This is a genomic window from Paraburkholderia aspalathi (assembly GCF_905220735.1).
Classification (GTDB): Bacteria; Pseudomonadota; Gammaproteobacteria; order Burkholderiales; family Burkholderiaceae; genus Paraburkholderia; species Paraburkholderia aspalathi.
The window spans coordinates 2293004-2313567 of record NZ_CAJNBA010000001.1; the positions used below are offsets into that span (position 1 = coordinate 2293004).

At 63.7% G+C, this 20564-nt stretch carries 15 protein-coding genes and 1 pseudogene; 8 read left to right on the plus strand and 8 right to left on the minus strand.

Translation table 11 applies throughout. The annotated features are described in order from the left end of the window. Positions 1-28 precede the first annotated feature (28 nt). The 3 genes from pdeR to KHO30_RS10195 form a co-directional block, all read right to left on the minus strand. A complete protein-coding gene (pdeR, locus tag KHO30_RS10185; protein ID WP_211700755.1) occupies positions 29-2032 on the minus strand; it encodes a cyclic di-GMP phosphodiesterase in 2004 nt (667 codons plus the stop codon). A gap of 238 nt (positions 2033-2270) precedes the next feature. Next, entirely contained in the window at positions 2271-6725 is a 4455-nt protein-coding gene (locus KHO30_RS10190) for a DEAD/DEAH box helicase (RefSeq protein ID WP_425312893.1), read from the minus strand. Between the two features lie 193 nt (positions 6726-6918). Beyond that, on the minus strand, positions 6919-10254 hold the full coding sequence (locus KHO30_RS10195; RefSeq protein ID WP_211700759.1) for an autotransporter family protein: 3336 nt from the start codon (positions 10252-10254) through the stop codon (positions 6919-6921). Between the two features lie 341 nt (positions 10255-10595). Between KHO30_RS10195 and KHO30_RS10200 the strand changes: the two genes are divergently transcribed. Further along, positions 10596-11645: an aldo/keto reductase gene (locus tag KHO30_RS10200; RefSeq protein ID WP_200620534.1), complete on the plus strand. Its 1050-nt coding sequence runs from the start codon at positions 10596-10598 to the stop codon at positions 11643-11645. A gap of 101 nt (positions 11646-11746) precedes the next feature. Here KHO30_RS10200 and KHO30_RS10205 read toward each other — a convergent pair whose 3' ends face one another. Continuing rightward, positions 11747-12103, minus strand: a complete 357-nt coding sequence (locus KHO30_RS10205) for a carboxymuconolactone decarboxylase family protein (protein WP_200620535.1) — start codon at positions 12101-12103, stop codon at positions 11747-11749. 117 nt (positions 12104-12220) lie between these two features. Between KHO30_RS10205 and KHO30_RS10210 the strand changes: the two genes are divergently transcribed. After that, positions 12221-13162, plus strand: coding sequence for a cupin domain-containing protein (locus tag KHO30_RS10210; RefSeq protein WP_211700761.1), 942 nt, complete (start codon positions 12221-12223; stop codon positions 13160-13162). Here KHO30_RS10210 and KHO30_RS10215 read toward each other — a convergent pair. From KHO30_RS10215 to KHO30_RS10225, 3 genes and pseudogenes are all read right to left on the minus strand, one after another. Continuing rightward, complete coding sequence (locus tag KHO30_RS10215; RefSeq protein WP_211701015.1) at positions 13159-13728, minus strand: FUSC family protein; 570 nt, start codon at positions 13726-13728, stop codon at positions 13159-13161. The two genes, KHO30_RS10210 and KHO30_RS10215, sit on opposite strands and share 4 nt — an antisense overlap. A gap of 41 nt (positions 13729-13769) precedes the next feature. Beyond that, positions 13770-15114, minus strand: a pseudogene (locus KHO30_RS10220) (cation:proton antiporter). A 128-nt stretch (positions 15115-15242) separates the two neighbouring features. Next, entirely contained in the window at positions 15243-15770 is a 528-nt protein-coding gene (locus tag KHO30_RS10225; protein WP_200620537.1) for a PRC-barrel domain-containing protein, read from the minus strand. A 201-nt stretch (positions 15771-15971) separates the two neighbouring features. Between KHO30_RS10225 and KHO30_RS10230 the strand changes: the two genes are divergently transcribed. After that, on the plus strand, positions 15972-16262 hold the full coding sequence (locus KHO30_RS10230; protein WP_093635855.1) for a hypothetical protein: 291 nt from the start codon (positions 15972-15974) through the stop codon (positions 16260-16262). A gap of 87 nt (positions 16263-16349) precedes the next feature. Further along, entirely contained in the window at positions 16350-16625 is a 276-nt protein-coding gene (locus KHO30_RS10235) for a hypothetical protein (RefSeq protein WP_211700763.1), read from the plus strand. 33 nt (positions 16626-16658) lie between these two features. On the opposite strand, the gene KHO30_RS10240 is transcribed toward KHO30_RS10235, so the two are convergent. Next, complete coding sequence (locus KHO30_RS10240; protein WP_234486885.1) at positions 16659-17945, minus strand: DNA topoisomerase IB; 1287 nt, start codon at positions 17943-17945, stop codon at positions 16659-16661. 307 nt (positions 17946-18252) lie between these two features. Here KHO30_RS10240 and KHO30_RS10245 point away from each other — a divergent pair, with 307 nt between their 5' ends. The 4 genes from KHO30_RS10245 (at position 18253) to KHO30_RS10260 (ending at position 20538) form a co-directional block, all read left to right on the plus strand. After that, the gene (locus KHO30_RS10245; RefSeq protein WP_093635849.1) at positions 18253-18816 is read left to right on the plus strand and encodes a DUF4142 domain-containing protein; all 564 of its coding nucleotides are present in this window, start codon (positions 18253-18255) and stop codon (positions 18814-18816) included. Further along, complete coding sequence (locus KHO30_RS10250) at positions 18813-19157, plus strand: DUF1488 family protein (RefSeq protein ID WP_093635847.1); 345 nt, start codon at positions 18813-18815, stop codon at positions 19155-19157. The genes KHO30_RS10245 and KHO30_RS10250 overlap by 4 nt, the downstream gene beginning before the upstream one ends. Before the next feature lie 102 nt (positions 19158-19259). Then, positions 19260-19853 carry a hypothetical protein gene (locus KHO30_RS10255; protein ID WP_093635845.1) on the plus strand — a complete coding sequence of 198 codons (594 nt, stop codon included), beginning with the start codon at positions 19260-19262 and terminating at the stop codon, positions 19851-19853. 232 nt (positions 19854-20085) lie between these two features. Further along, positions 20086-20538: a ferritin-like domain-containing protein gene (locus KHO30_RS10260; RefSeq protein ID WP_200620541.1), complete on the plus strand. Its 453-nt coding sequence runs from the start codon at positions 20086-20088 to the stop codon at positions 20536-20538. The last annotated feature ends 26 nt before the right edge of the window (positions 20539-20564 follow it).

Here is a 20564-nt window from a genome sequence, read left to right on the forward strand (position 1 = left end):
GGGACGTGTTTTTCGGGCGAGTGGAAGCTCAGGCAATCAGTCTGAGCTTCTGCCTGTCCTGCAACCAGCGTTCGAACTCCGCGACCGGCATGGCCTGGCCGTACAGGAAGCCCTGTACGTAATCGACGCCCAGCCCCCTCATGAACACCTCTTCCGATTCGGTTTCGATGCCTTCGGCGACCACCTTGAAATTCAACTCCTGCGCGACCACCACCATGGAGCGCACGAGTGCTTGCGCCTTGGTGTCGGCGTTGATCGAGCGGACAAAACTGCGGTCGAGCTTGATGACGTCGAGCGGAATGCGGCCCAACTGCGAGAGCGACGAATAGCCGGTGCCGAAGTCGTCCAGGTGAACCTGCGCGCCGAGCTGGCGGAACTGCTTGATCAGATCGATTGCCGCCGCTTCGTCCTCGATCAGGCAGCTCTCAGTGAGTTCCAGGTCGATCAGGCATGGATCGAGATTCGCGCGCTGCAGCGCTTCGCTGAAATGCCGCACCACCGCCGTATCCACGAGTTGCCGTGCCGACACATTGATCGCGATGCGCAGGTTGTAGCCGTCCGCCTTCCATTTGGCTGCCTGCTTCGCGGCCGTTTCCATGACCCAGCGGCCGAGCACGCCGATGAGCCCGGATTCTTCCGCATAGCGAATGAATTCCACCGGCATGATCTGCCCGCGCTCCGGCGAGTTCCAGCGCACCAGCGCCTCCACGCCTTGCACCGCACCGGTGGCGAGCACGAGCTTGGGTTGGTAGTGCAGCGTCAACTGACCCTCTTCGAGACCGCGGCGGAGGTTGGTGTCGAGCCACATGTACTCGGCGACCTTGCGGTTCATGTCGGGTGAGAACACGCGATAGGTGCGCTTGCCTTCGTCTTTGGCAACGTACATGGCCGTGTCCGCCGAACGGATCAGCGATTCGAGGTCGTTGCCGTGTTCCGGATAGCGCGCGATGCCGATCGAGCAGCCCGTGTAGACCTCGACGAGCCCCAGGCTGAACGGCGTGCGCAGACGTTCGAGAATGCGCTGCGCGGTGGCTTCGAGATCGTGGGCGGTGCCTTGGGCGGCGAGCACGATGAACTCATCGCCGCCGAGGCGCGCGAGTACGTCGCCTTCGTTCAGGCAGGTGCTGATCGCCGACGACACATCGCGGATCAACCGGTCGCCGAAGACATGGCCGTAGTGGTCGTTGACCTTCTTGAAGTTGTCCAGATCGAGGAACAGCACGCCGACCGATTCACCTGGGGCAGCCGCTTCGATCGCAGCGCTGATCTTGTCCTGGATCGCGTTGCGATTGGCGAGACCGGTGAGCGAATCGGTGTTCGCCAGTTCGGTGAGCCGTTCCTGCGCGAGCCGTTCTTCGGTGATGTCGGTGCCCGAGCAGATCAGAAACTGTTCTTCGACGCCGCTGCCGCTGTGAACGAACTTGTTGCGAAACAGGAATAGTCGTTCGCCGCGAAGGGTTTTCACGCGCCGCTCGACTTCGTACGAGACACGGCGATTGAAGAAACCCGTGATGTTCTGGCTCGACGCCGCGCCGGACTCAGTGGACATGAACAGCGCCCACACATTGCGGCCGACGATGTCTTCTTCCTTGACGCCGGTGAGTTCCTCGGCGAGACGGTTGAAGCGCTGTATTCGACCGTGTCTGTCGACGATAACCACGACCGAATTGACTTCGGACACGACCTGTTCCGCGAAAGAGAGACCATGGACGAGGTCGCGTGCAACGGACTCCGTATCGTCGTAGGCCGAGGCGGTGCCTGCCCACGTATTGCTGGCGAGTTTTTTACCGACGAGGTGCAGGCGCAGTGGTTCGCCGAACAGCCGTACGTCGAGGACGAGGTGCGAGGTGATGCCGGTGAGGCAGCGGATTTGCGAGGCCTGTTGGGGATTCAGCGGAATGGCGACATTAGCCGGCACGTCGCCGGTGACGGGCGTGAGTTCCAGCGCGTTGCTGTCGTTCGACAGACGCCAGCAAGGGCTGCTTGTGCCGAACTGGGCAAACAGCACCTGATCGTGTTGGTCGTCGTTCATGAGATCCCCGGGCGGTGTGCCGATGAGCCAACCATAAGGTGGGGTGGCGGCAAACAGTCTTCATCATACTTAAAGACTGACCCCATTGTAGCGAAGCGGCTGGCCTTCGGGCCTATAAACATTAACGGTCGTGATGGCCTTCGTCTTAAGACTTTTGTTTTGGCGTGCGCATTGGCCTGAAGCGTCGAAATCGCATTAAAACCGCATTAAACCGCCGCGGAATTAGCTCAGGACTGCCTCAAAACCGCCGGGCCAACGCGCTTCGGGCGTGTTCCCGCTCTGTGGGAATCGTTTCCACCGCGGGGTCAAACCAGAAAGTCCCCGCAACCAGCGTCGCGATAACGATTCCATCGCGATACAAAACCCGATTCCCGGCAACGGCAGGCACGCGTTCGCCCACCAGCAGCGTACCGGCGAGATTCAAAGGATCGGTTCCGGCGACACACACAAAAGCACCATCGTTCGCATGCCGTCGAACTTCGCGCAAGATTGGAATTGCTTCCGGTAAAGCAAACTGTTCGCCGGCGAGGCCATTCACGAACCGCCCGCCACGAATGACACCGCGCGCTTCGAGCCGTTGAAACACGCGCAACAGGTCCCGCCACGGCGGCAGCCACTCGGCCTCGCGTTCGAGTAAGCGCCAGAACACCACGCCATAGCGGCGCAGCAACGTCATGGCGACATGCTCGAGTACTTCGGGGGCGAATTGCTGACGGCGCGCCGGCGATGCTTCGGATGTCACAACAACGGGCTGCCGGCTGACGAGGGCCCACCGTCCCGCGTCGTCCATTCCTCCGATCAATGCACTCGACCTGACACGCCGGCTACTGGAATAAGCACTGCGTTTGGCGACGGGTTTCAATAACGCCCGCAAGCCGGCGAAACTATCGGAATTCACGAGGCCCGCGGCAACCAGCTCGCCCAGTGCGTTCTCCAGTTCCATACGCAAGCCGTGTACCTCGGCCAGCAATTCGTCGAAAAACATCGCGCCATGCTGCGATAACGTGTCATGGACGCTCTGCGCGCGCGCCGATAGCTCCGGTTGTTTCGACGGATCGATCAGCGCGCGCCAGACGCGTACCTGCGCGCGCGGCAACAGCACGATCGGCGTGCTGCGCACCGGTCCCGCCGTACCGCGTGCCCGCTCGGTCAGACGGGTCCAGACGATCTTGCCGGCACGGCATAGTTCGTCGAGCGAAATGTTCGCGTACGCCTTTACGCGCGCCGGCAGAATATCTTCCTCCCATGCGCCCGCCGCGGCCTGAAAACCCTCCATCTGGTCGAGAACGGCGGCTAACGCGTCGCGTCCCTCGCTGCGGGTGTCCGGCGTCAAATGCTGCCACTCGAACAGAAAACGCATGAAGTCGTGCCGTTCCACGGGCTCGATTTCGCGTCGCAAGCGTTTGACCGTGTAACGGTGGATCCGCGCAAGCAGATGGCGTTCGCACCATTCTTCTTCGGTTGCGCCCGGCGAGAAGCGGCCGCGCATCACGTAGCCTTCAGCTTCGAGGCGCGTCAGCGTGTGTTCGACCGACGCCGTGGGCAAGTTCAGTGCCTGCGCGATTGCACGCACCGGCAGTGGGCCGAAGCCGGTGAGCCGGGCGCGCAGCACGTCGAGCAGGGCGTCGTCGGTGCTCCAGCTATCGGTGTAGCCCTTCGGTGCGGTGAGCGCGGGCTCAAACCGGGCGTCTGGGTAGAGCGCCTGGAAACAGGTCAGGCGCTCGGCGGGCAGCCACAGCGCGTCCTCAGCCGCGATCCGCAGGCGGGTCGCGCGGCCGGATTCGGCAAGCGAGGCGAGCCATGCCGGCCACGCTTCGATATTGCGCGCTTCAGCCTCGGTGATGCAGGCGAGACCTGTTAGCGCTTCGTGCATCTCGTCGGCGGTGAGCGCCTGCGGCCATGCCTCGTCGCGCACACTGTCGATCGCGTCGGCGTCGAGTGCACCGAGGTCGTCGGCGCTGGACGGATCGGTCCAGCGGCGGTTCTGCACGGCTTGCGTGCGGCGCTCTTCGATCGGCGCATCGTCGAGATAGGCGTAGGGCTTGGCCGTGAGGATTTCGGCCGCAAGCGGCGAGGGCGCCGGCAGATCGCGGGCGATCAGTTGCACCTCGCCCCGTTCAATACGACGCAGCAAGGCGATCCAGCTTTCGCTGTCCATCGCGTCGTGCAGGCAGTCGTCGACGGTTTGGTCCACTAAGGGATGATGCGGCAGTTCGCGCTCGCCGACGATGTTTTCCAGGCACGCGGCCTGTTCGGGGAACACGCTCGCCAGCAGATCTTCGCTGCGCATGCGTTGCAATTGCGGCGGGGTCTTGCGCCCGCCGGTATAACGCGGCAGGCCGAGCGAGGTGGTCGCGTTCCAGCGCCAGCGCACGCCGAAGAGCGGCGCGTCGAGCAGCGCCTGGATCAGCAGATGCTCGGCGCTGTTCGAATGGAGGTATCGCCATACTTCGTCGAGTACGAAGGAATGGCTGCCGGTCAGCGAGAGGATGATCGCGTCTTCGGTGGCGGCGGCTTGCAGTTCGAAGTTGAAGGTCCGGCAAAAACGCTTGCGCAATGCGAGACCCCACGCGCGGTTCACGCGACTGCCGAACGGTGCATGGATCACGAGTTGCGTGCCGCCGGATTCGTCGAAGAAGCGCTCCATCACGAGCGTGTTTTGCGTCGGCAGCACGCCGAGCGCGGCGCGTGCGCGGGCGAGATAGTCGACGATTTGCCGCGCGGCGGCTTCGTCGAGACCGAGGGCGTCGACGAGCCAATCGATTGCGCGTTGGATGCGCGCCGTCATGAGCTCTTCCCCATCGAGCAGGCGCCCAATCTGCTCACGCAGGCGCGCGACGCCGAACGACAGTTCATCGCTGCGCCCCGGCGCCTCGCCTAGCCAGAACGGGATATTCGGCGGCTGTCCCTGTGCGTCCTCGACCCGCACGCGGCCGCTCTCGATCCGCAGAATCCGGTACGACGCATTGCCGAGTTGAAACACGTCGCCTGCCAGACTCTCGACGGCGAAATCCTCGTTGACGGTGCCGATATTGATCGCCTGCGGTTCGAGCACCACCGCATAGTCGGCGTTCTCGGGAATCGTGCCACCTGAGGTCACGGCGACCAGTTTGCCGCCGCGCCGGCCGCGCAAGGTGCCGCTCACCGCGTCGCGATGGATATAGGCGCCGCGCGGGCCGTGACGGCTGGTATAGCCTTCGGCCAGCATGCGCAGCACGGCGTCGTATTGCTCGCGTTCGAGGCCCGCGTAGGGGGCCGCGCGCCGCAGCATCTCGAACAGTGCGTCTTCGCTCCATTCGGCGCTCGATACTTCAGCGACGATCTGTTGTGCAAGCACGTCAAGTGGCGCGCGCGGAATCCGCAACGCGTCGAGTTCACCACGCCGCACGCAATCGAGCAGTGCGGCGCATTCGATGAGATCGTCGCGCGAAGCGGGAAAGAGCCGGCCCTTCGGCATGCCGCCCACATGGTGGCCCGAGCGTCCCACACGTTGCAGGAACGGCGCGATCGCGCGCGGCGAACCCATCTGGCAGACCAGATCGACGTCGCCGATATCGATGCCCAACTCCAGTGAAGCGGTCGCGATCAGCACCCGCAACTCGCCGCGTTTCAGGCGCTGCTCGGCGTCGAAGCGATGTTCCTTGGCGAGACTACCGTGGTGCGCGGCGACCGCGTCCTTGCCGAGCCGCTCGGTCAGATGACGCGCCGCACGTTCGGCCATGCGGCGCGTGTTGACGAAAATCAGCGTGGTGCGATGCATCGCGATCAGTTCGGCGAGGCGGTCGTAGATGCGCTCCCACACTTCGTTCGGCATCACCGCTTCGAGCGGCACGGGCGGAATCTCCAGCGCGAGATCGCGCTCGCGAATGTGACCCACGTCGATGATCGCGCAGTCCGCCGGAATATCGCTTTCGATGCTGGCGCCGCCCACCAGAAAACGCGCGACGGCGCTCACCGGTTTTTGCGTTGCCGACAGACCGATCCGCGGCAGGCGTCGTTGACACAACGCGTCGAGCCGTTCGAGACTGAGCGCCAGATGACTGCCGCGCTTGCTGCCGGCAAGCGCATGAATTTCATCGACGATCACCGTGCGCACCGTCGACAGCATGCGTCGGCCGGAATCTGAACCGAGCAGGACGTAGAGCGATTCCGGCGTGGTTACGAGAATATGCGGCGCGCGTTTTTTTAGCGCGTTGCGTTCCTGCTGCGTGGTGTCGCCTGTGCGTACGGCGGTGCGGATGTCGAGCGGCGGCAGGCCGCGTGCCTCGAGTTCCGCGGCGATGCCTTGCAAAGGCACTTCCAGGTTGATGCGGATGTCGTTGGAGAGCGCTTTTAACGGCGAGACGTAGACCACCAGGGTTTCGTCGGGCAACGCGCCGCCGTTGGCGAGGCCTTGCTGGACGAGTTCGTCGAGCGCGGACAGGAAGGCGGTGAGAGTTTTGCCCGAACCGGTGGGCGCGGCCACCAGCGTCGAGCGTCCGCTGCGAATCTGCGGCCAGGCGGCGGCCTGGGCATCGGTGGGGGCGGGGAAGGTCTTCAGGAACCAGCTGGCGACTGCCGGATGGAAATCATCCAGCGCGCGAGGCGTGAAAGGGCCCGAAGCAGCGTTTGAAGTTGGCTGCACTACCGGATCGACGCCCGAAGAATCAGAGCGCTCGTCCAACGCGGCGGTGGATGTCGAGGCCGAAGTCATGCTGGCATAGATGGGGACGCGGTGTGCCATATCCAGAGGGCGGCAAGCGCCGGCCTGTTTCGAGGATCAACAATCAGTCTGGCAGGTTTTCGGCGGCTTTGCCGATGCCTGGGTGGCGGCAATCGCGCTGAATAAGGCGGCAAAAACCGCAGGTGCGGACCGCACCGCACCTGCAGCACAGTCTGGCGTAAAACTACCAGACCCAGCGTACGCCTGCGTCGCCCGTCACCGTTCTCTGGTGTGCGCCACCCAGATTCGTCACCCAGCCGAGCGTCGCGAACACGCTGCCCGATGTGCTGAATTTGCCGACCACGCCCGCGCCGAGTTGCGCCGCGGTTTGCCCGACAGTGCCGGGAATCACGGTCCCGCCGCCGAAGGTGACTTTGTCGTCGGAGCCGAATTCTCGTAGGAAGCTGACACGCAGATAGGGCCGCCAGGCAATCGCGAAGGCATCGAACTGAGCTTGCAGGCGCGCGCCGATTCGTCCGACGAAAGTATTGCCGCTGTTGAAGCCGACGCTCGATACGCCATCGTTGAAATCGGACAGCGAGAGGTGCTGCCACACGAGTTGCGCTTGCGGTTCGAGCGTGAGCCCCGCGCCGAGCGGAATCGGCAGACCGCCTTCGAGCGAGCCGGTCACTGCGTTGCCGTGCGTCGTCGTATTGAGGCCGTCGCGCGAGACCGGATCGACGGTCAACGAACTTCCCATCAGCACGGCGTCCGTGTACCAGCCGCTTGGGCCGATATGCGTCCAGTAGCCGCCGAGGCTGTACGCGTTGATCGCAAGGTGGCCTACCGCGAGATTGGGCATGCCGAGCGCGAAGCCGTCGACGTCGCCGGTGGCCCGCGCGAAACCGACAAACAAACCGTAGTGATTGCGCTGGCCGCTCGCGCTGCGATCCGCGTAAAGATCCTGCCCGGCCTGGATGCCATACACGGAGCCGTCGAATTGCGGACTTGCCGTGCCGTTCTGGCTCAGCACGCTATGGCCGCCCCACACGCGACCCCACGCGGCAGGCAATTTTCCGCTTTCGCTCAACAAGGCCTGATCGCCTTGCCGGTCATGAAACGTATCGATCTGCATCAGGCCGAGTTCACGCGCGACGCCGGGCGCTGCGGCGTAGACCGGCACTTCGACGCGATACAGCGGTATGGCGGCCGAGCCAGCGGGGGGCGCGGGCGGCAAGGGCGGCGTGCCCTCGGCCGCAATCGGCACGCCCGACGCGACAACGGGTGGTTCGCCAGGGGCGCCCGGCGTCGTGACCGGCGGCTGGCCGGGTACCGTTGCGGTCGGCAGCGGCGCAACCGTATTGCGCAGATACCAGTTGTCCGTCGTGCCGCTGCTCACACCGCCCTTGGCCAGATAGTAGGAATACGCGCCGGCCTTCACCGGTGCAGCCAGCGTAAAGGCGCTCGAGGCGGTGGTGGCGCCATTGGTCGCCTGAATCACCTGAATGCCGTCCGCTACTGTTTGTGCGCCCTGGCCGCCGACGTTCGTGACTTGCAAGTGCGTCGAACCAGTGGCCGTTCCGCCGCTCAGCACGAGGCGATCGGACGCCGCGCCGTCGCCGGCGACGACGGTGTTCAGGCCGATGGTGCCGTCCTGTCCGGTGTAGTTGCCCGCCACATTCAAGCGGTTGCCCACGCCGCCGGCGGCAGGACCGCCGATCTGCACGAGTCCGGCATTGACCAGCGAGCCGTTGATCGAGAACGCGCCGTTGCCTTCGCTGGCAAACGACGGCACTGCATTCGCCACCGCGAGCGTGCCGTTGTTCGTGACCGCGCCCGTCACGCTGCCATAGCCGCCGAGCGTCGCACCTGAGGCCACCGTGGTGGCGCCGCCGCCCGTCAGCGCGGCGCTGGCATGGGTGGCGTCGCCGATCGCGAGGGTGCCCGCTGCGACCGTGGTTGCGCCGCTATAGGTGCTCACGCCGGTCATCAGCAAGCTGCCGCTGCCGGCTTTCGTCAACGCGCCGGTTCCGCTCACCGCCTGGGAGAGCGTGGTATCGAAGGATTGCGTATCGATCGTGCCGCCGCCCGCGGCCAACGTGATGGCACGTGTGGCGGCGAGGTCGAAACTTGTAGTCAATTGCAGCGTGCCGCTGTTGAACGTGAGGCCGCCCGTGTTCGCGCCGAGCGCGTTGTCCGCGCCGACGGCAATCGTGCCTTGATCGATCGTCGTGCCGCCCGAATAGGTGTTGCCGCTCGCCGCAGCCGGTGCAAGCGTCAACACGCCGGCACCGGTTTTATCCACTGCGCCGGTGCCGCTAATCGATCCCGTGTAGGTGCCCGCGCTATCCTGGGCAAACCGCACGAGTCCATTGTCGGTCACGGTGGAGGGCAGGTTCTGCGCAGTCGCCTGCAAGGTCGCGCCACTATCGACGAGCGCCGTTGCGCTCGCGCCTAACGTGCCGGTGAGATTCAGCGTGCCGGTTTGCACATGTGCGAGCGTGAAGGTCCCGCTACCGGTCCAGTTCCACAGCGTGCCTTGCATCAGCAAGGTCTGAAAGTTGGTGAACGCATTCGACGCCGTGCCCGAGCCTTGCAAGGTCACCGTATTCGATCCTGCGCCACCATCGGCTGCGCCGTTGATCACCGATCCGGTTTGCAGAATCAGCGAATCGTTGCCGTTGCCCATCGTGATGGCCGTGCCGATACCGCTTTGCACAAGCCCCGCATTGATGATGGTGCTGTTGCCGTTGAGCGTGCGGATGCCGGAGCCGTTCTGGCTGATGATGCTGCCGCCCGCGAGGTTCTGGATCGTCGCCACGAAGCTCGATCCCGCGGTGTTGGAAAACACCGCATCCGAACCGCTGCCGCTCGCGCTGATCGTGCCGCTGTTGATCAACTGGTCGTTATTGCCTTGCAGATAAGCGGTTGGACTGGCCGAGCCCGTGGTAGTCAACGTGCCGCTGTTGTTGATGGTGCCGCTGCCGCCCAGAATAGATGCCGCGCGCGCGTTGCTGCCCGAGATTGTCACGCTGCCGCTGTTGATCAACGTGTTGTTCAACTGGCCGACGTTCGTTTGTCCCCACGCGGCCGTCATGCCGTAAGCGTTGGGACCGCTGGTGGTGATCGATCCGCGATTGGTCAGCGTGTTGCCGCTGCCGTTGGCGGCCATGCCGTCGTTGAAGGCGCCGGTCGTGGTGATGACGGCGCCGCTCGCGTTGGTAATCTGATTGCCATTGCCCACGCCGAGCAATACCGCGCCGCGCACGGTGCCCGTGCCGCCGCCTCCCGTCAGTGTGAAGTTGCCGCTGCTGTTGATCGTGCTGTTGGTGTCGACGCTGAAGACAACCGGATTGGCGCTGCGCACGAAGCTGCCCGAGGCGGTGCTATCGGCATTGATCGTCACACCGGTGCTGCCGGTTTGCGCAATGACGGCGGCGATGCCGCTGCCCGTGCAGGTGACTGTGGTGTTGCTCGGCGGCGCGGTATTGCTGCACGCGGCCATGGCTGAGGGGGTGAATGCCTTTGTGAGCAGCACGACGCTGCCGAGGCCGATTCCAAACGTTTTCTTCTTCTTCATACGCACGGTCCTTGTTAAAGGCACTGCACCATACGAGCGGAATGGTCTGACTTATACACGCCTTACCAAAACTTTCCAAACGTCCCCGACATAACATTACGGATATGTTGCGAATCGCCGACGCTTGACCGAGACCCGCATGGCGCCTCGTTCTTCGCAGGAGAAGGCATTTTTTCCGGGCCGAAAAAGCGCTGCGGTAACTCCTGCGCGAACCGTAAGTGGTTTGAAACATTCGTTCGTCGGGCGGCGGATCAGGACGCGCGCCGGGTCCTGCCGAAATTTGCCGGGTGCAGTACTCTGTACGGCTCACCGTTCCACGAATCCACGATGGAGTCTCGACGATGCGATACAACCAGTTAGGCCGTACCGGTGTGTTTGTTTCGGAGCTGTGCCTGGGCACGATGACCTTCGGCGGTGGCGGGGGCATCTGGAAGCAGATCGGCGATCTGCAGCAGGGGGACGCGGAGCGGCTGGTCGGCCGGGCGCTCGATGCGGGCATCAATTTCATCGACACGGCCGACGTTTATGCTGATGGCCTATCCGAAGAGATCACCGGTCAGGCGTTGAAGAACCTGAAAGTGCCGCGCGACAAGGTTGTGGTCGCAACCAAAGTGTTCGGCCAGACGGCGGAGTTCCCGAATGCGCGTGGCGCCTCGCGTTATCACATCATCGACGGGATCAAGGCGAGCCTGAAACGCCTGCAACTCGATCACGTCGACCTGTATCAGATCCACGGTTTCGATCCAGCCACGCCGATCGAAGAAACCGTGCGCGCGCTCGATACGCTGGTCCAGCATGGCCATGTGCGCTATGTCGGGGTGTCGAATTGGGCCGCATGGCAGATCGTGAAGGCGCTGGGCATTGCGGAGCGCCTCGGCCTCGCGCGCTTTGAATCGCTACAGGCGTATTACACGCTGGCGGGCCGCGACCTCGAACGCGAACTCGTGCCGATGCTGCACAGCGAAGGGCTTGGACTGATGGTGTGGAGTCCGCTCGCGGGCGGCTTGCTGAGCGGCAAATATGGGCGCGAACAGCAGGGCGAGGCGGGCAGCCGTCGCACGACATTCGATTTCCCGCCGGTCAATCGCGAGCGCGCTTATGACTGTATCGACGTGATGCGCGATATCGCGGAGACGAAGAAAGTGTCGGTGGCGCAGATCGCGCTTGCGTGGCTGCTGCATCAACGCGTGGTGAGCTCGGTGATCGTCGGGGCGAAGAAAATCGAGCAACTCGACGACAACATCGCTGCCACGGAGGTCACGCTGACCGCCGATGACCTTGCGAAACTCGATAAGGTCAGCACGCTGCCCGCTGAGTACCCGGGCTGGATGCTGGAACGTCAAGGCGAGGTGCGCCGCAAGCAGCTTGAAGAGGCGCGTCATCCGGCGTAGCGCCAGCTGCAAGCCGCGGCGTGCGCGGCTCGCGTTGCACGCCGGATAGCTCGTGGGTGAGCGGTGCAGCGGCGTGCCATCACGTCGCTACACCGCGTGCCTCACGCTGCCGGCTTGCTATCCGCCTGATAAGCGGCGACGGCGTCCATCGTGCGTGCCGAGTACACCATGGTGGCGCCCGCGTTCACCGCGACCGCCACGCCGAGCGCTTCGGCGATCTCTTCACGTGTCGCGCCGTGTTTCAGCGCTTCCGCCGTATGCACGGTGATACAGCCGTCGCATCGCAAGCTGACGGCCACCGCGAGCGAAATCAGCTCGCGCGTCTTCGCGCCGAGAAGATCGGCCTTCTGGCCCGCGCTCGACATCGTTTGATAGGCCTTCACCGTATCCGGCGACAGTTTGGCGATCTCGCCGATGCGGCCGAACAGTTCCTTGCGGTAATCGATCCAGTTCAACATGACAGTGCTCCTTTGTTTGCCAGGCTCCGGCGGGTGCCGGTGTCGTTAGGCAAAGTATTGCGCTGTGCCGCGATATCCTGAATACTCGATTCGCTCAACTTTTAGCGCGACCGTCTCATGGATACGCTCAGCCGACTGATCGACCTCGCCCGGCCGCAAGCCAGCCTCGATCTGCGTTGCCTGCTCACGGGGGGCTTCGACATCGATCACACGCCAATGGAGGCGGGCATTGCACCGTTTCATCTGGTGCTGGACGGCGAATGCGTCGTCGAGACTGCGGGTGACGCGCAGGTTGTGCTGCAGGCGGGCGATTTCATGCTGTTCCCGCGTGGCGCCGCGCATCGGGTGCGTGATATCGGGCGGACAGTTGCCACCGCGCCGCTGACGTTGAGTCATGACGGCATGCTGCCGTTGCGCCGCAATGACGAGCACGAGGGCGGCGCCGATCTCGATCTGCTATGCGGCCGGTTCGTCTACGCGCCCGGTTCCTCGGCGTTGCTGCTCAACGCGTTGCCCGACCCATTTCATGTGTCGCTCGGCAGCGTGCAAACGCTCGGCGCGTTGCAGACGGTGATTGCATTGATGCGAACCGAAGCGGAGCAACGTCAGCCCGGCGCGCTCGCGATCGTCACCGCATTGAGCCACGCGCTATTCGCAATGGCCTTGCGCGTGCACGGCGAACAGAATGCATCGACTGCAGGCGTGTTGGCACTGTTGGCCGATGCGCGTCTGGGCGCGTCCGTACAGAGCATGTTGAGCGCCCCCGAACGGGCCTGGACGATTGCCGAACTGGGCGAACGCGCGGCGATGTCCCGCGCGACTTACGCACGCCATTTCAACGAGCGTGCGGGTATGACGGTGATGGATTTCCTCACGCAGATTCGTATGACGATCGCGTGCGATCTGCTGCTGCGCACGCAGCGCAGCGCCGCGGAGATCGGTGAGGCCGTGGGGTATCAATCGGAAGCCGCCTTCGGCAAGGCGTTTCAGCAGAGCGTCGGCGCGACGCCGGGACGTTACCGGCGTCAGCCGCAAGAGAACGATCAGAAGTCCGGCTAGGCTTTGTCGGGTCGGCCGAACCAGTGCTTCTCTATCCTTGACATGATCAAGGTCACGAGCAGTGCGCAGACGGTGCCTAACGTGACCTCGCCGAGGCGCAGCAAGGCCCTGTCCCACGGCGAACCGACGCCCGGCACCAGCAGCATGATCGTCGCCGTAATGCCACCCAGACGCGCGGCGCTGCCCACGTTCACGACCCAGCAAATCAGAATCGCCGCGCCAACGGTGGCCGCGTAAGCGGCGAGATAGCCGCCGCCGAGGGTTGCGCCGATGAGCCCGCAGACGGCCCCGACCATCGCGCCGATGAACTGATCGCGCGACAGATTGCGCGTGTCGATATAACTGTGCTGGCTGACCGCAATCGCCGTAATCGCGGCCCAGAAGGCTTGCTCTGTGTGCAGCCAACGGCCGATTACGAAGGCGAGGCTGCCGCCGGCCACCGCCTGCGTGGCCATCACACTGCCTTCGGCCAGCCGGTCGCCCAGCGGCAGCGCCTTGAGAAAAGCGAACAGCGAATTGGCGGCGTTCGTCCGCGCTTCACGTCTTGATTCGTCGGGAGCGGTCATCGAATGGGGAGGAGCTTGTTGCAGCACGAGGGACTCGTATTCTAGCGAGGTCCACGGCGGACATCGTGGTTTTCGCTGCTGCGCAGGCTGTGGTACCAGCTCATCAGAGGCGTAGCCGAGACGCCGTGAATCACGACCGAAGCCGCAACGACCGCCAGCGTGAGCGGCACCAGCGGCACGACGTCGGATGCCGCGCCGTGTTCAAGTGCATACGCCAGGTAGTAAAACGAACCGATTCCGCGGATGCCGAACCAGCTCATCAAACGCCGCTGCGCTGGCGTCGCGCTCGACCCCAGCAGCGACAATTCCACCGACGCCGGCCGCACGAGCACGAACAGCGCAACCGTGAGCGCGACCGTCTGCCAGGTGAGAAGCGGTGCTTGCAGCGTGGCGAGCACATTGCCCACCATCGCCATCACCGCCACCTCCGCGATGCGTTCTAGTTCGATCGTGAAGCCCATCACCGACTCCGTCATATACGCATGGGCTTTGCTCGGATTTGCCGCGGTTGCTTCGACGTCTTCAGAATCGACCGTACCGATCGCCTCGCGAGGTGACGCGCCGCCGCTCGCGCGATGCTCGGCGCGGCGCATCGCGACGCCCGCGGCAAACACCGCCAGAAAGCCATACGTATGCGCGAGTTGCGCGGCGCCAAACGAGAGTTCGATCAGGCCCAACGCGAAGAAGCCCTCGAGACCGAGGGCCTGCGCATGGCGCGTACGCAGCCAGGTGACCGCATGTGTTGTCACCCAGCCGAGCAGGCCGCCGATCGCGATTGCGCCGGCCACGCCCCAAACGATGCTGCCGGCGAGCCGGAAACTCAGCACGTCGGTGACTGGAGCGGCAGGCGCCGCGCATATCGCGAGGCCGAGCATGACGAAGGGGAGCGCGACGCCGTCGTTCAGGCCGCCTTCGCCGGAGAGCGCGAAGCGCAGCAGGTCGTGGTCGCCGGGATTGTGCACCTGGACGTCATGAGCGAGTACCGGATCGGTCGGGGCGAGGATCGCCGCGAGCAGCAGGGACGGGCCCCAGCCAAGATGCAATACGTAGACGCCGAACAGCGTGAGTAGCGGAATGGTCGCCAGCATGGCGAGGAAGCCGAGGCGCAGCGGTACGGTCCAGAGCTTCTCGAATACGCCGAGCCGCAAACGCAGCCCGATGGCGAACAGCGACACCAGCAGCGCGACTTCGGTGACGGCTCGCAGCAAATGTGCATCGGCGACGATATCGAGGCGCAACAGGTCGATGCCGGACGGCCCGAGGGCGTAGCCGATCGCGAGGTAGAACATGGCGGCGCTAACGGGAAGGCGCCGCAGCGTCGTCGCTGCCACGCCCATAAACACGAGCACGGCGCCGACGATGAGAAACACACAGTGTTTCGTGCATGAGGATCCGGTTGGGGCCGGCATGCAGGTGACGCATGCGCGGCCGGCACATCAAGGCAGGTGCGGCTCGAAGCAACGAGCCGCACCTGCCCGCAACCTGTGTGCGAACGACAGGATTTACAACGGGATCTACAGTTTCAACCCGCCGGCCTCCGGTGCATCAGACGACCCCGCCGGAATGTCACCGGCACCCAGATCGTCGCGCCGGTCATACGGATCGCGTCCCCAGTAGGGCTCGCTGCCGTAGTACTGATGTACCGACGTGGCCCATGTCTGGTCCGCCATGGCCGGCCAGTGGTCCTTGTCGAACCCCGGTGCGTTTTTCACGCGCTCGGCGGTCATGTCGAGGACGAAGCACTTCTCTTGTGTATCGAGCGTGAGGGCGCGCCACGGAATCGCCAGCAGTTTGTCGCCGATGCCGAGAAAGCCGCCGCTTGATAGCACCGCATAGGCGATACGACCCGAGCCGACGTCGAGCATGATGTCCTTGACCTTGCCGATGTCTTCGCCATCGCTGCTAATCACCTTGTTGCCATCCAGGGTGGCTGCGGCCATGACTTCCGGGCCGGGACCGTCTGCAGTCGCGCTGCCTTTGCCGACGATACGTGCGCCTTGGCCCTGCCGCGTGCCGCCTTGGGTCTGTGTCTGGTTGAGCATGATGTTTCTCCTTACCGGTTCGATGTGTGGAGAGAACTGAGCAATCGGCGTTCCTTCGATTCGCAGCAGCGCGGCATAGCCCTTGCTGCGGCTTTGGCCAACAGCATGAGTGCCAGTGCCCAGCTCGAGCGGCAGAAGCACGGATTGGACAAGCTCGCGCTGCAAGCGGCAAACGCGGTCCATTCACTTAGGGAGACTTCGATGAACTATTCAAAAGCATTGCTGGTGTCGGCATTGGTCGCGATGTCGAGCGTCGCTTTCGCGCAAGCGGGCGGCAACGGTAACGGCGGCGCGGGCGGAGGCGGATCCGCTGGCTCGAGCAACAACGCCGCACATGATGCGGCATCCGCAGGGTCGACTTCGGGGGCAATGAGTGCCAGTGGCTCGAAAACGCATCACATGTCGAAGTCGAAGGCGAAGACCAAGAAGCCGATGAGCGATTCGACCAATACGCCGGGTGCGGACGCGGGCAGCGGCACGAACGGCCAATAACGCAGGCGATGAACATCAATGATGGCGGTGAATCCGCGCTCGCGTCATGCAGTCGCGGATTCACCGGACCGATGACGGAGGAGAAAGATGAAACAGCTATCCAGACAAAGCGCGGGCAAGCAGGTGCTGATCGTGGCAGCGGTGGTGTTATTGACCGCGGCCGCAGGCTGCAAACGGTCCGATAACGGCAGCGCGGATACGTCCACTGCCGCCAGTTCCGCGCTGGCCAGCAGCGGCGTGATGAACGGCAACGCGGCCACCGGCAGTACTGCAGATACGAGCAGCGGCGCGGCGGCCGCTGCCGCCACCGAAGCGGCGAGTAGGTCGGGCACAGCCTCAGCGGCCTCCGGCGCCAGTCAATAAGAGGTTGGTCGGAGATCCGAACCTCAGTTTTGCTCAGCGAGCCGCCTGCTTGGCGTCACGCGATGCCGCGATCTCCTCTCGTGACGCAGCCGACCGCCGCGCGGTTTGCGTGCCGGTCTTCGCCTCGGCGTTTTTACGCGCCACCACGCGAGATTTTTTCAACAGACTGGTCAAGGAGCCGTTGATGCTGTCCGTCATCGCCGTCTCCCGCATCTTGCGGCCCTTGGCGCCGGCCGTGCGTGCCAGCTTTGCCGCACGTTTCTCCGCATGGGCAAGCAGCGTGGCAAATGCCACTTCGTCCACTCTCAATCCACGGCGTGCCTGGCCAGGTGGCAAGCTCTGCAATTCGGCCGCCTCGAACGCGCTGATCACCACAGGGTGGATGTAGCAGCGCCGGCAAACCGCGGGCGTATTGCGCAATAGCGCCGCCACATCCTTGACCGTCGCAACGATATGGCGGCGCGCCTCCGTAGCGCTGCTGCACACCAGCCGCCGTAGCGCGGCCAAGGCATAGACGCTGCCGGCCCACGTTCGATAGTCCTTCGCGGTGAAGTCGGCATCGCTCGCGCGGCGCAGGTAGTCGTTGATGTCGGCCGACCCTATCGTGCGGCGCGTGCCGTCTTCGTCGAGGTACTGAAACAGGTCGTGGCCCGGCAGTTCGGCGCAGCGGCGCACGATGCGTTTGATGCGCGGATTGTCCACCGTCACGTCATGCTCGATGCCGCTTTTGCCACGAAATTTGAAGCGCAATTGGCCCGCTTCGATCTTCACATGCTTCTTGCGCAGCGTCGTCAAACCGTACGACTGATTCTCGCGCGCGTATTCCACACTGCCGATGCGGATCAGCGTCGTGTCGAGCAACTGCACGATCGCCGCGATGACTTTGTCGCACGGCATGCCCGGCAGCTTCAGGTCGCGAGCGACGCGTGCGCGGATTTTCGGTAACGCGCGGCCGAACTCGGCCATGCGTTCGTACTTGTCGGCGTCGCGTGTCTCGCGCCAGCGTGGGTGATAGCGGTATTGCTTGCGGCCGCGTGCATCGCGGCCCGTCGCCTGGATATGGCCGCGCGCGTCGGGGCAGATCCAGACGTCTTCGTAAGCGGGCGGAATGGCGAGGGCATTGATGCGTTTGATTTCCTCTTCGTCGTCGATGCGCTTGCCGCTCAGGTCGATGTAGATGAAGCCGTCTTTTTCACGCTTGCGTGTGTAGCCGGGCTTGCTGTCGTCGGCATGGCGCAGGCCCGGCGGCAGGTCGGCGGGAGCGGCTCGTTGCGCGGCGGTTTCGTCCGCGCGTCCGGCGCGTTCCGTGCGGCGTTGCATCGGTTGGGTCGTGGCAGCCATGGTTGCAGGTAGAAGTTTCAAGCATGAAGCGCGTATGCGCCGATGACTGGCCGCGAGCAAAAGCGATGCCCGCCGCGCGCTTTGCGCATGGTGGCGTGCGTGGGCGGAACAGTCCTTACGCACCTTGCTACCGGTGCTGACGGCGGCGGTCAGGCATGGGCACGTCTTTTGCTGACTAGGGGACGTAACGAACGGACAGAGACAAGGGACGCAGAAGCGGTTCTGAAATACCGCGATCTCATCGCTCAGCCCGCTTCGGTAGACAGGTCGACCAGGGAGAAAACGTATGAAATTCCGATATTCCGTACAAGTGATGGCTTTTGCGCTGGGGCTTGGCGCAGCGTCGATCGGGCCTGCATACGCACAAGCCAGTGACGCCCCCGCTAGCGCTGCGCCGGTGAGCGGCACAAAGCTCTCGCCTGCAGACCAGCAGTTCGTGCAGGATGCCTCACAGGCCGACGCCACCGAAATCGCGGCAAGCAGAATCGCACTCAAGAATTCGAGCGATCCGCACGTCAAGAAATTCGCGCAGCAAATGATCGCCGACCATACGAAACTCTCGCACGGCATGGCCGCAATCGTCGCGAAGAAGGGGCTTGCCACGACGCCGTCCGCCGATTCGGCGCTGGTCGGAAAACTGCAGACGCTCAAGGGCAACGAATTCGATCAGGCCTACGTCGAGCAGATCGGTGTGGAAGCGCATCAGCGAGCGGTCGACCTGTTCCAGCAGGAGAGCCAGAGCGGCACCGACTCACAACTGAAGGCCGCCGCCGCGCACGCGCTGCCGACGATCAAACATCACCTCGCGATGGCGCAGCAACTGGCCGGTTCAATGAAGGGTTCGTCATGAACGCGATCCTGCCCCGGCCGGCCTATGAGGACTCCCTTATGCAGATCACTTTTCCCGACGACAAGCCGCTCTTCGACGGAGCGAATCTGACTGTGCGCTTCATGGCGCGCGTCGACGGCGAAGCGGTTGTGTGTGCGATTACGGCCGAGGCGCTGGAAGATCATTTCGGCGCCGATTCCGCGCTCGAATCCGCCCTGATGGCCGCTTTCGACAAGGGGCGCAATCGTATCCGCTCGGTTTGCGCAGAAGCACTCGACCAGAACGCCGGTGAAGGCGTAGTGTTGCATAGTGGACTGTTCAGAGTGGAAGGCATGGAGCCCGATCGCGGCACCGCCGCGTAGTCCGGGCACACGCCTACCTCCCGCGTGTATTTTTGCAGCGCAGCGCGATGCCGTGTGGCGGCAGGGTCCGCAAAACGCGTTTCAACGATGTAAGGAGGCCTTATGTCACTCATCGTCGCAGCACGGTTTACGACTTTCCCCGCCGCCGAAGATGCGGCGCAAAAGCTCTTCAACGCAGGTTTCGTCGAAGAAGACGTCACGCTGTTTTTTGTCAATCCGCGTGGCCAGCACGCGCGTTATCCGATCGGCGGCGATACCGGCACCGATCCGGGCGCGAGAGAAGCCCCGAAGGGCGCCGGCATGGGCGTGACGATCGGCGCGGTAGTGGGCGCTGTGGTCGGCGTCGGGATCTTCGCGGCGTTTTCGGCGCCGATTCTCGTCTCGCTGATCGCGGCCGGCGTCGGCGCATACATAGGCTCCCTCGCCGGGGCGATGGCGCGCACGCGCGAAGGCGGCGAGGCCGGCCACCACCATTTGCGCTTCCATCAGGAAATGCGCGACTCCGGCGTACTGGTTGCCGTGCATGTATCGCCCGACAATCAGTTCGACGCGGCTAAGGTATTGCGCGAAGCAGGGGGCCTCGCGATCGAACGCGCGAGCGGGCGCTGGCAGCAAGGGCGCTGGGCCGACTTCGATCCGCTCAAAACGCCCGAACCACTCAACGAGTTCGGCGAATTCAGCGAACGGCATGCCTGAGTGAAGCAATAAATGAGGCAATAAATGAGGCAATGAGTAAGGCGATCGCTTTCGTTTGAGTGGAGACGCTGCAAACAACAGAACGGCCCGGCAAATGTCGGGCCGTTTTGCATTCATGCCGGGGTATTCGCGAGCCGGGCACGCCTCATGCGCATAGACATGCGAACCCCGCGGCTACATGGAAGTGCGTAGCGGCGGATTCCTCGATTAACGAAACCCCTGGAGGTATTGAATGGCTACGAACGTTGTTTCCGTGTTGAACGATCTGGTCGAAACGTCGAAGGACGGCGAGAAGGGCTTTCGCAAGGCGGCAGAAGACGCGCATGACGCGCAGCTGAAATCGCTGTTTCTGTCGCGCGCCGAAGACTGCACGCGTGGTGCGCGTGAATTGCAGGATGCGGTTCAGGCGCTGGGCGGCAAGCCCGAAACAGGCGGCAGTATGAGCGGTGCGCTGCATCGCGGCTGGGTCGACGTGAAGTCGGCTGTGTCGGATCGCAGTGATCACGAGATCCTCGCCGAATGCGAAAAGGGCGAAGACGTTGCGAAAAAGCGCTATCACGACGCGCTTGAAAAGGAGTTGCCGCTGGACGTCCGGGCGCTGGTTGAGCGTCAGTACCAGGGCGTACTGCAAAACCATGATCGCGTGCGTGACTTACGCGATCAGTACGCTGCGGCCAGGCCGTAATTGCAGATAGAAAACTGCAGGTAGAA

Coding starts and splice junctions, on each gene's coding strand:
- KHO30_RS10260 (WP_200620541.1), top strand. CDS start 20,086: ATGGCTACGAACGTTGTTTCCGTGTTGAACGATCTGGTCGAAACGTCG.
- KHO30_RS10225 (WP_200620537.1), bottom strand. CDS start 15,770: ATGCTCAACCAGACACAGACCCAAGGCGGCACGCGGCAGGGCCAAGGC.
- KHO30_RS10195 (WP_211700759.1), bottom strand. CDS start 10,254: ATGAAGAAGAAGAAAACGTTTGGAATCGGCCTCGGCAGCGTCGTGCTG.
- KHO30_RS10245 (WP_093635849.1), top strand. CDS start 18,253: ATGAAATTCCGATATTCCGTACAAGTGATGGCTTTTGCGCTGGGGCTT.
- KHO30_RS10210 (WP_211700761.1), top strand. CDS start 12,221: ATGGATACGCTCAGCCGACTGATCGACCTCGCCCGGCCGCAAGCCAGC.
- KHO30_RS10215 (WP_211701015.1), bottom strand. CDS start 13,728: ATGACCGCTCCCGACGAATCAAGACGTGAAGCGCGGACGAACGCCGCC.
- KHO30_RS10230 (WP_093635855.1), top strand. CDS start 15,972: ATGAACTATTCAAAAGCATTGCTGGTGTCGGCATTGGTCGCGATGTCG.
- pdeR (WP_211700755.1), bottom strand. CDS start 2,032: ATGAACGACGACCAACACGATCAGGTGCTGTTTGCCCAGTTCGGCACA.
- KHO30_RS10190 (WP_425312893.1), bottom strand. CDS start 6,725: ATGACTTCGGCCTCGACATCCACCGCCGCGTTGGACGAGCGCTCTGAT.
- KHO30_RS10205 (WP_200620535.1), bottom strand. CDS start 12,103: ATGTTGAACTGGATCGATTACCGCAAGGAACTGTTCGGCCGCATCGGC.
- KHO30_RS10250 (WP_093635847.1), top strand. CDS start 18,813: ATGAACGCGATCCTGCCCCGGCCGGCCTATGAGGACTCCCTTATGCAG.
- KHO30_RS10240 (WP_234486885.1), bottom strand. CDS start 17,945: ATGCAACGCCGCACGGAACGCGCCGGACGCGCGGACGAAACCGCCGCG.
- KHO30_RS10200 (WP_200620534.1), top strand. CDS start 10,596: ATGCGATACAACCAGTTAGGCCGTACCGGTGTGTTTGTTTCGGAGCTG.
- KHO30_RS10235 (WP_211700763.1), top strand. CDS start 16,350: ATGAAACAGCTATCCAGACAAAGCGCGGGCAAGCAGGTGCTGATCGTG.
- KHO30_RS10255 (WP_093635845.1), top strand. CDS start 19,260: ATGTCACTCATCGTCGCAGCACGGTTTACGACTTTCCCCGCCGCCGAA.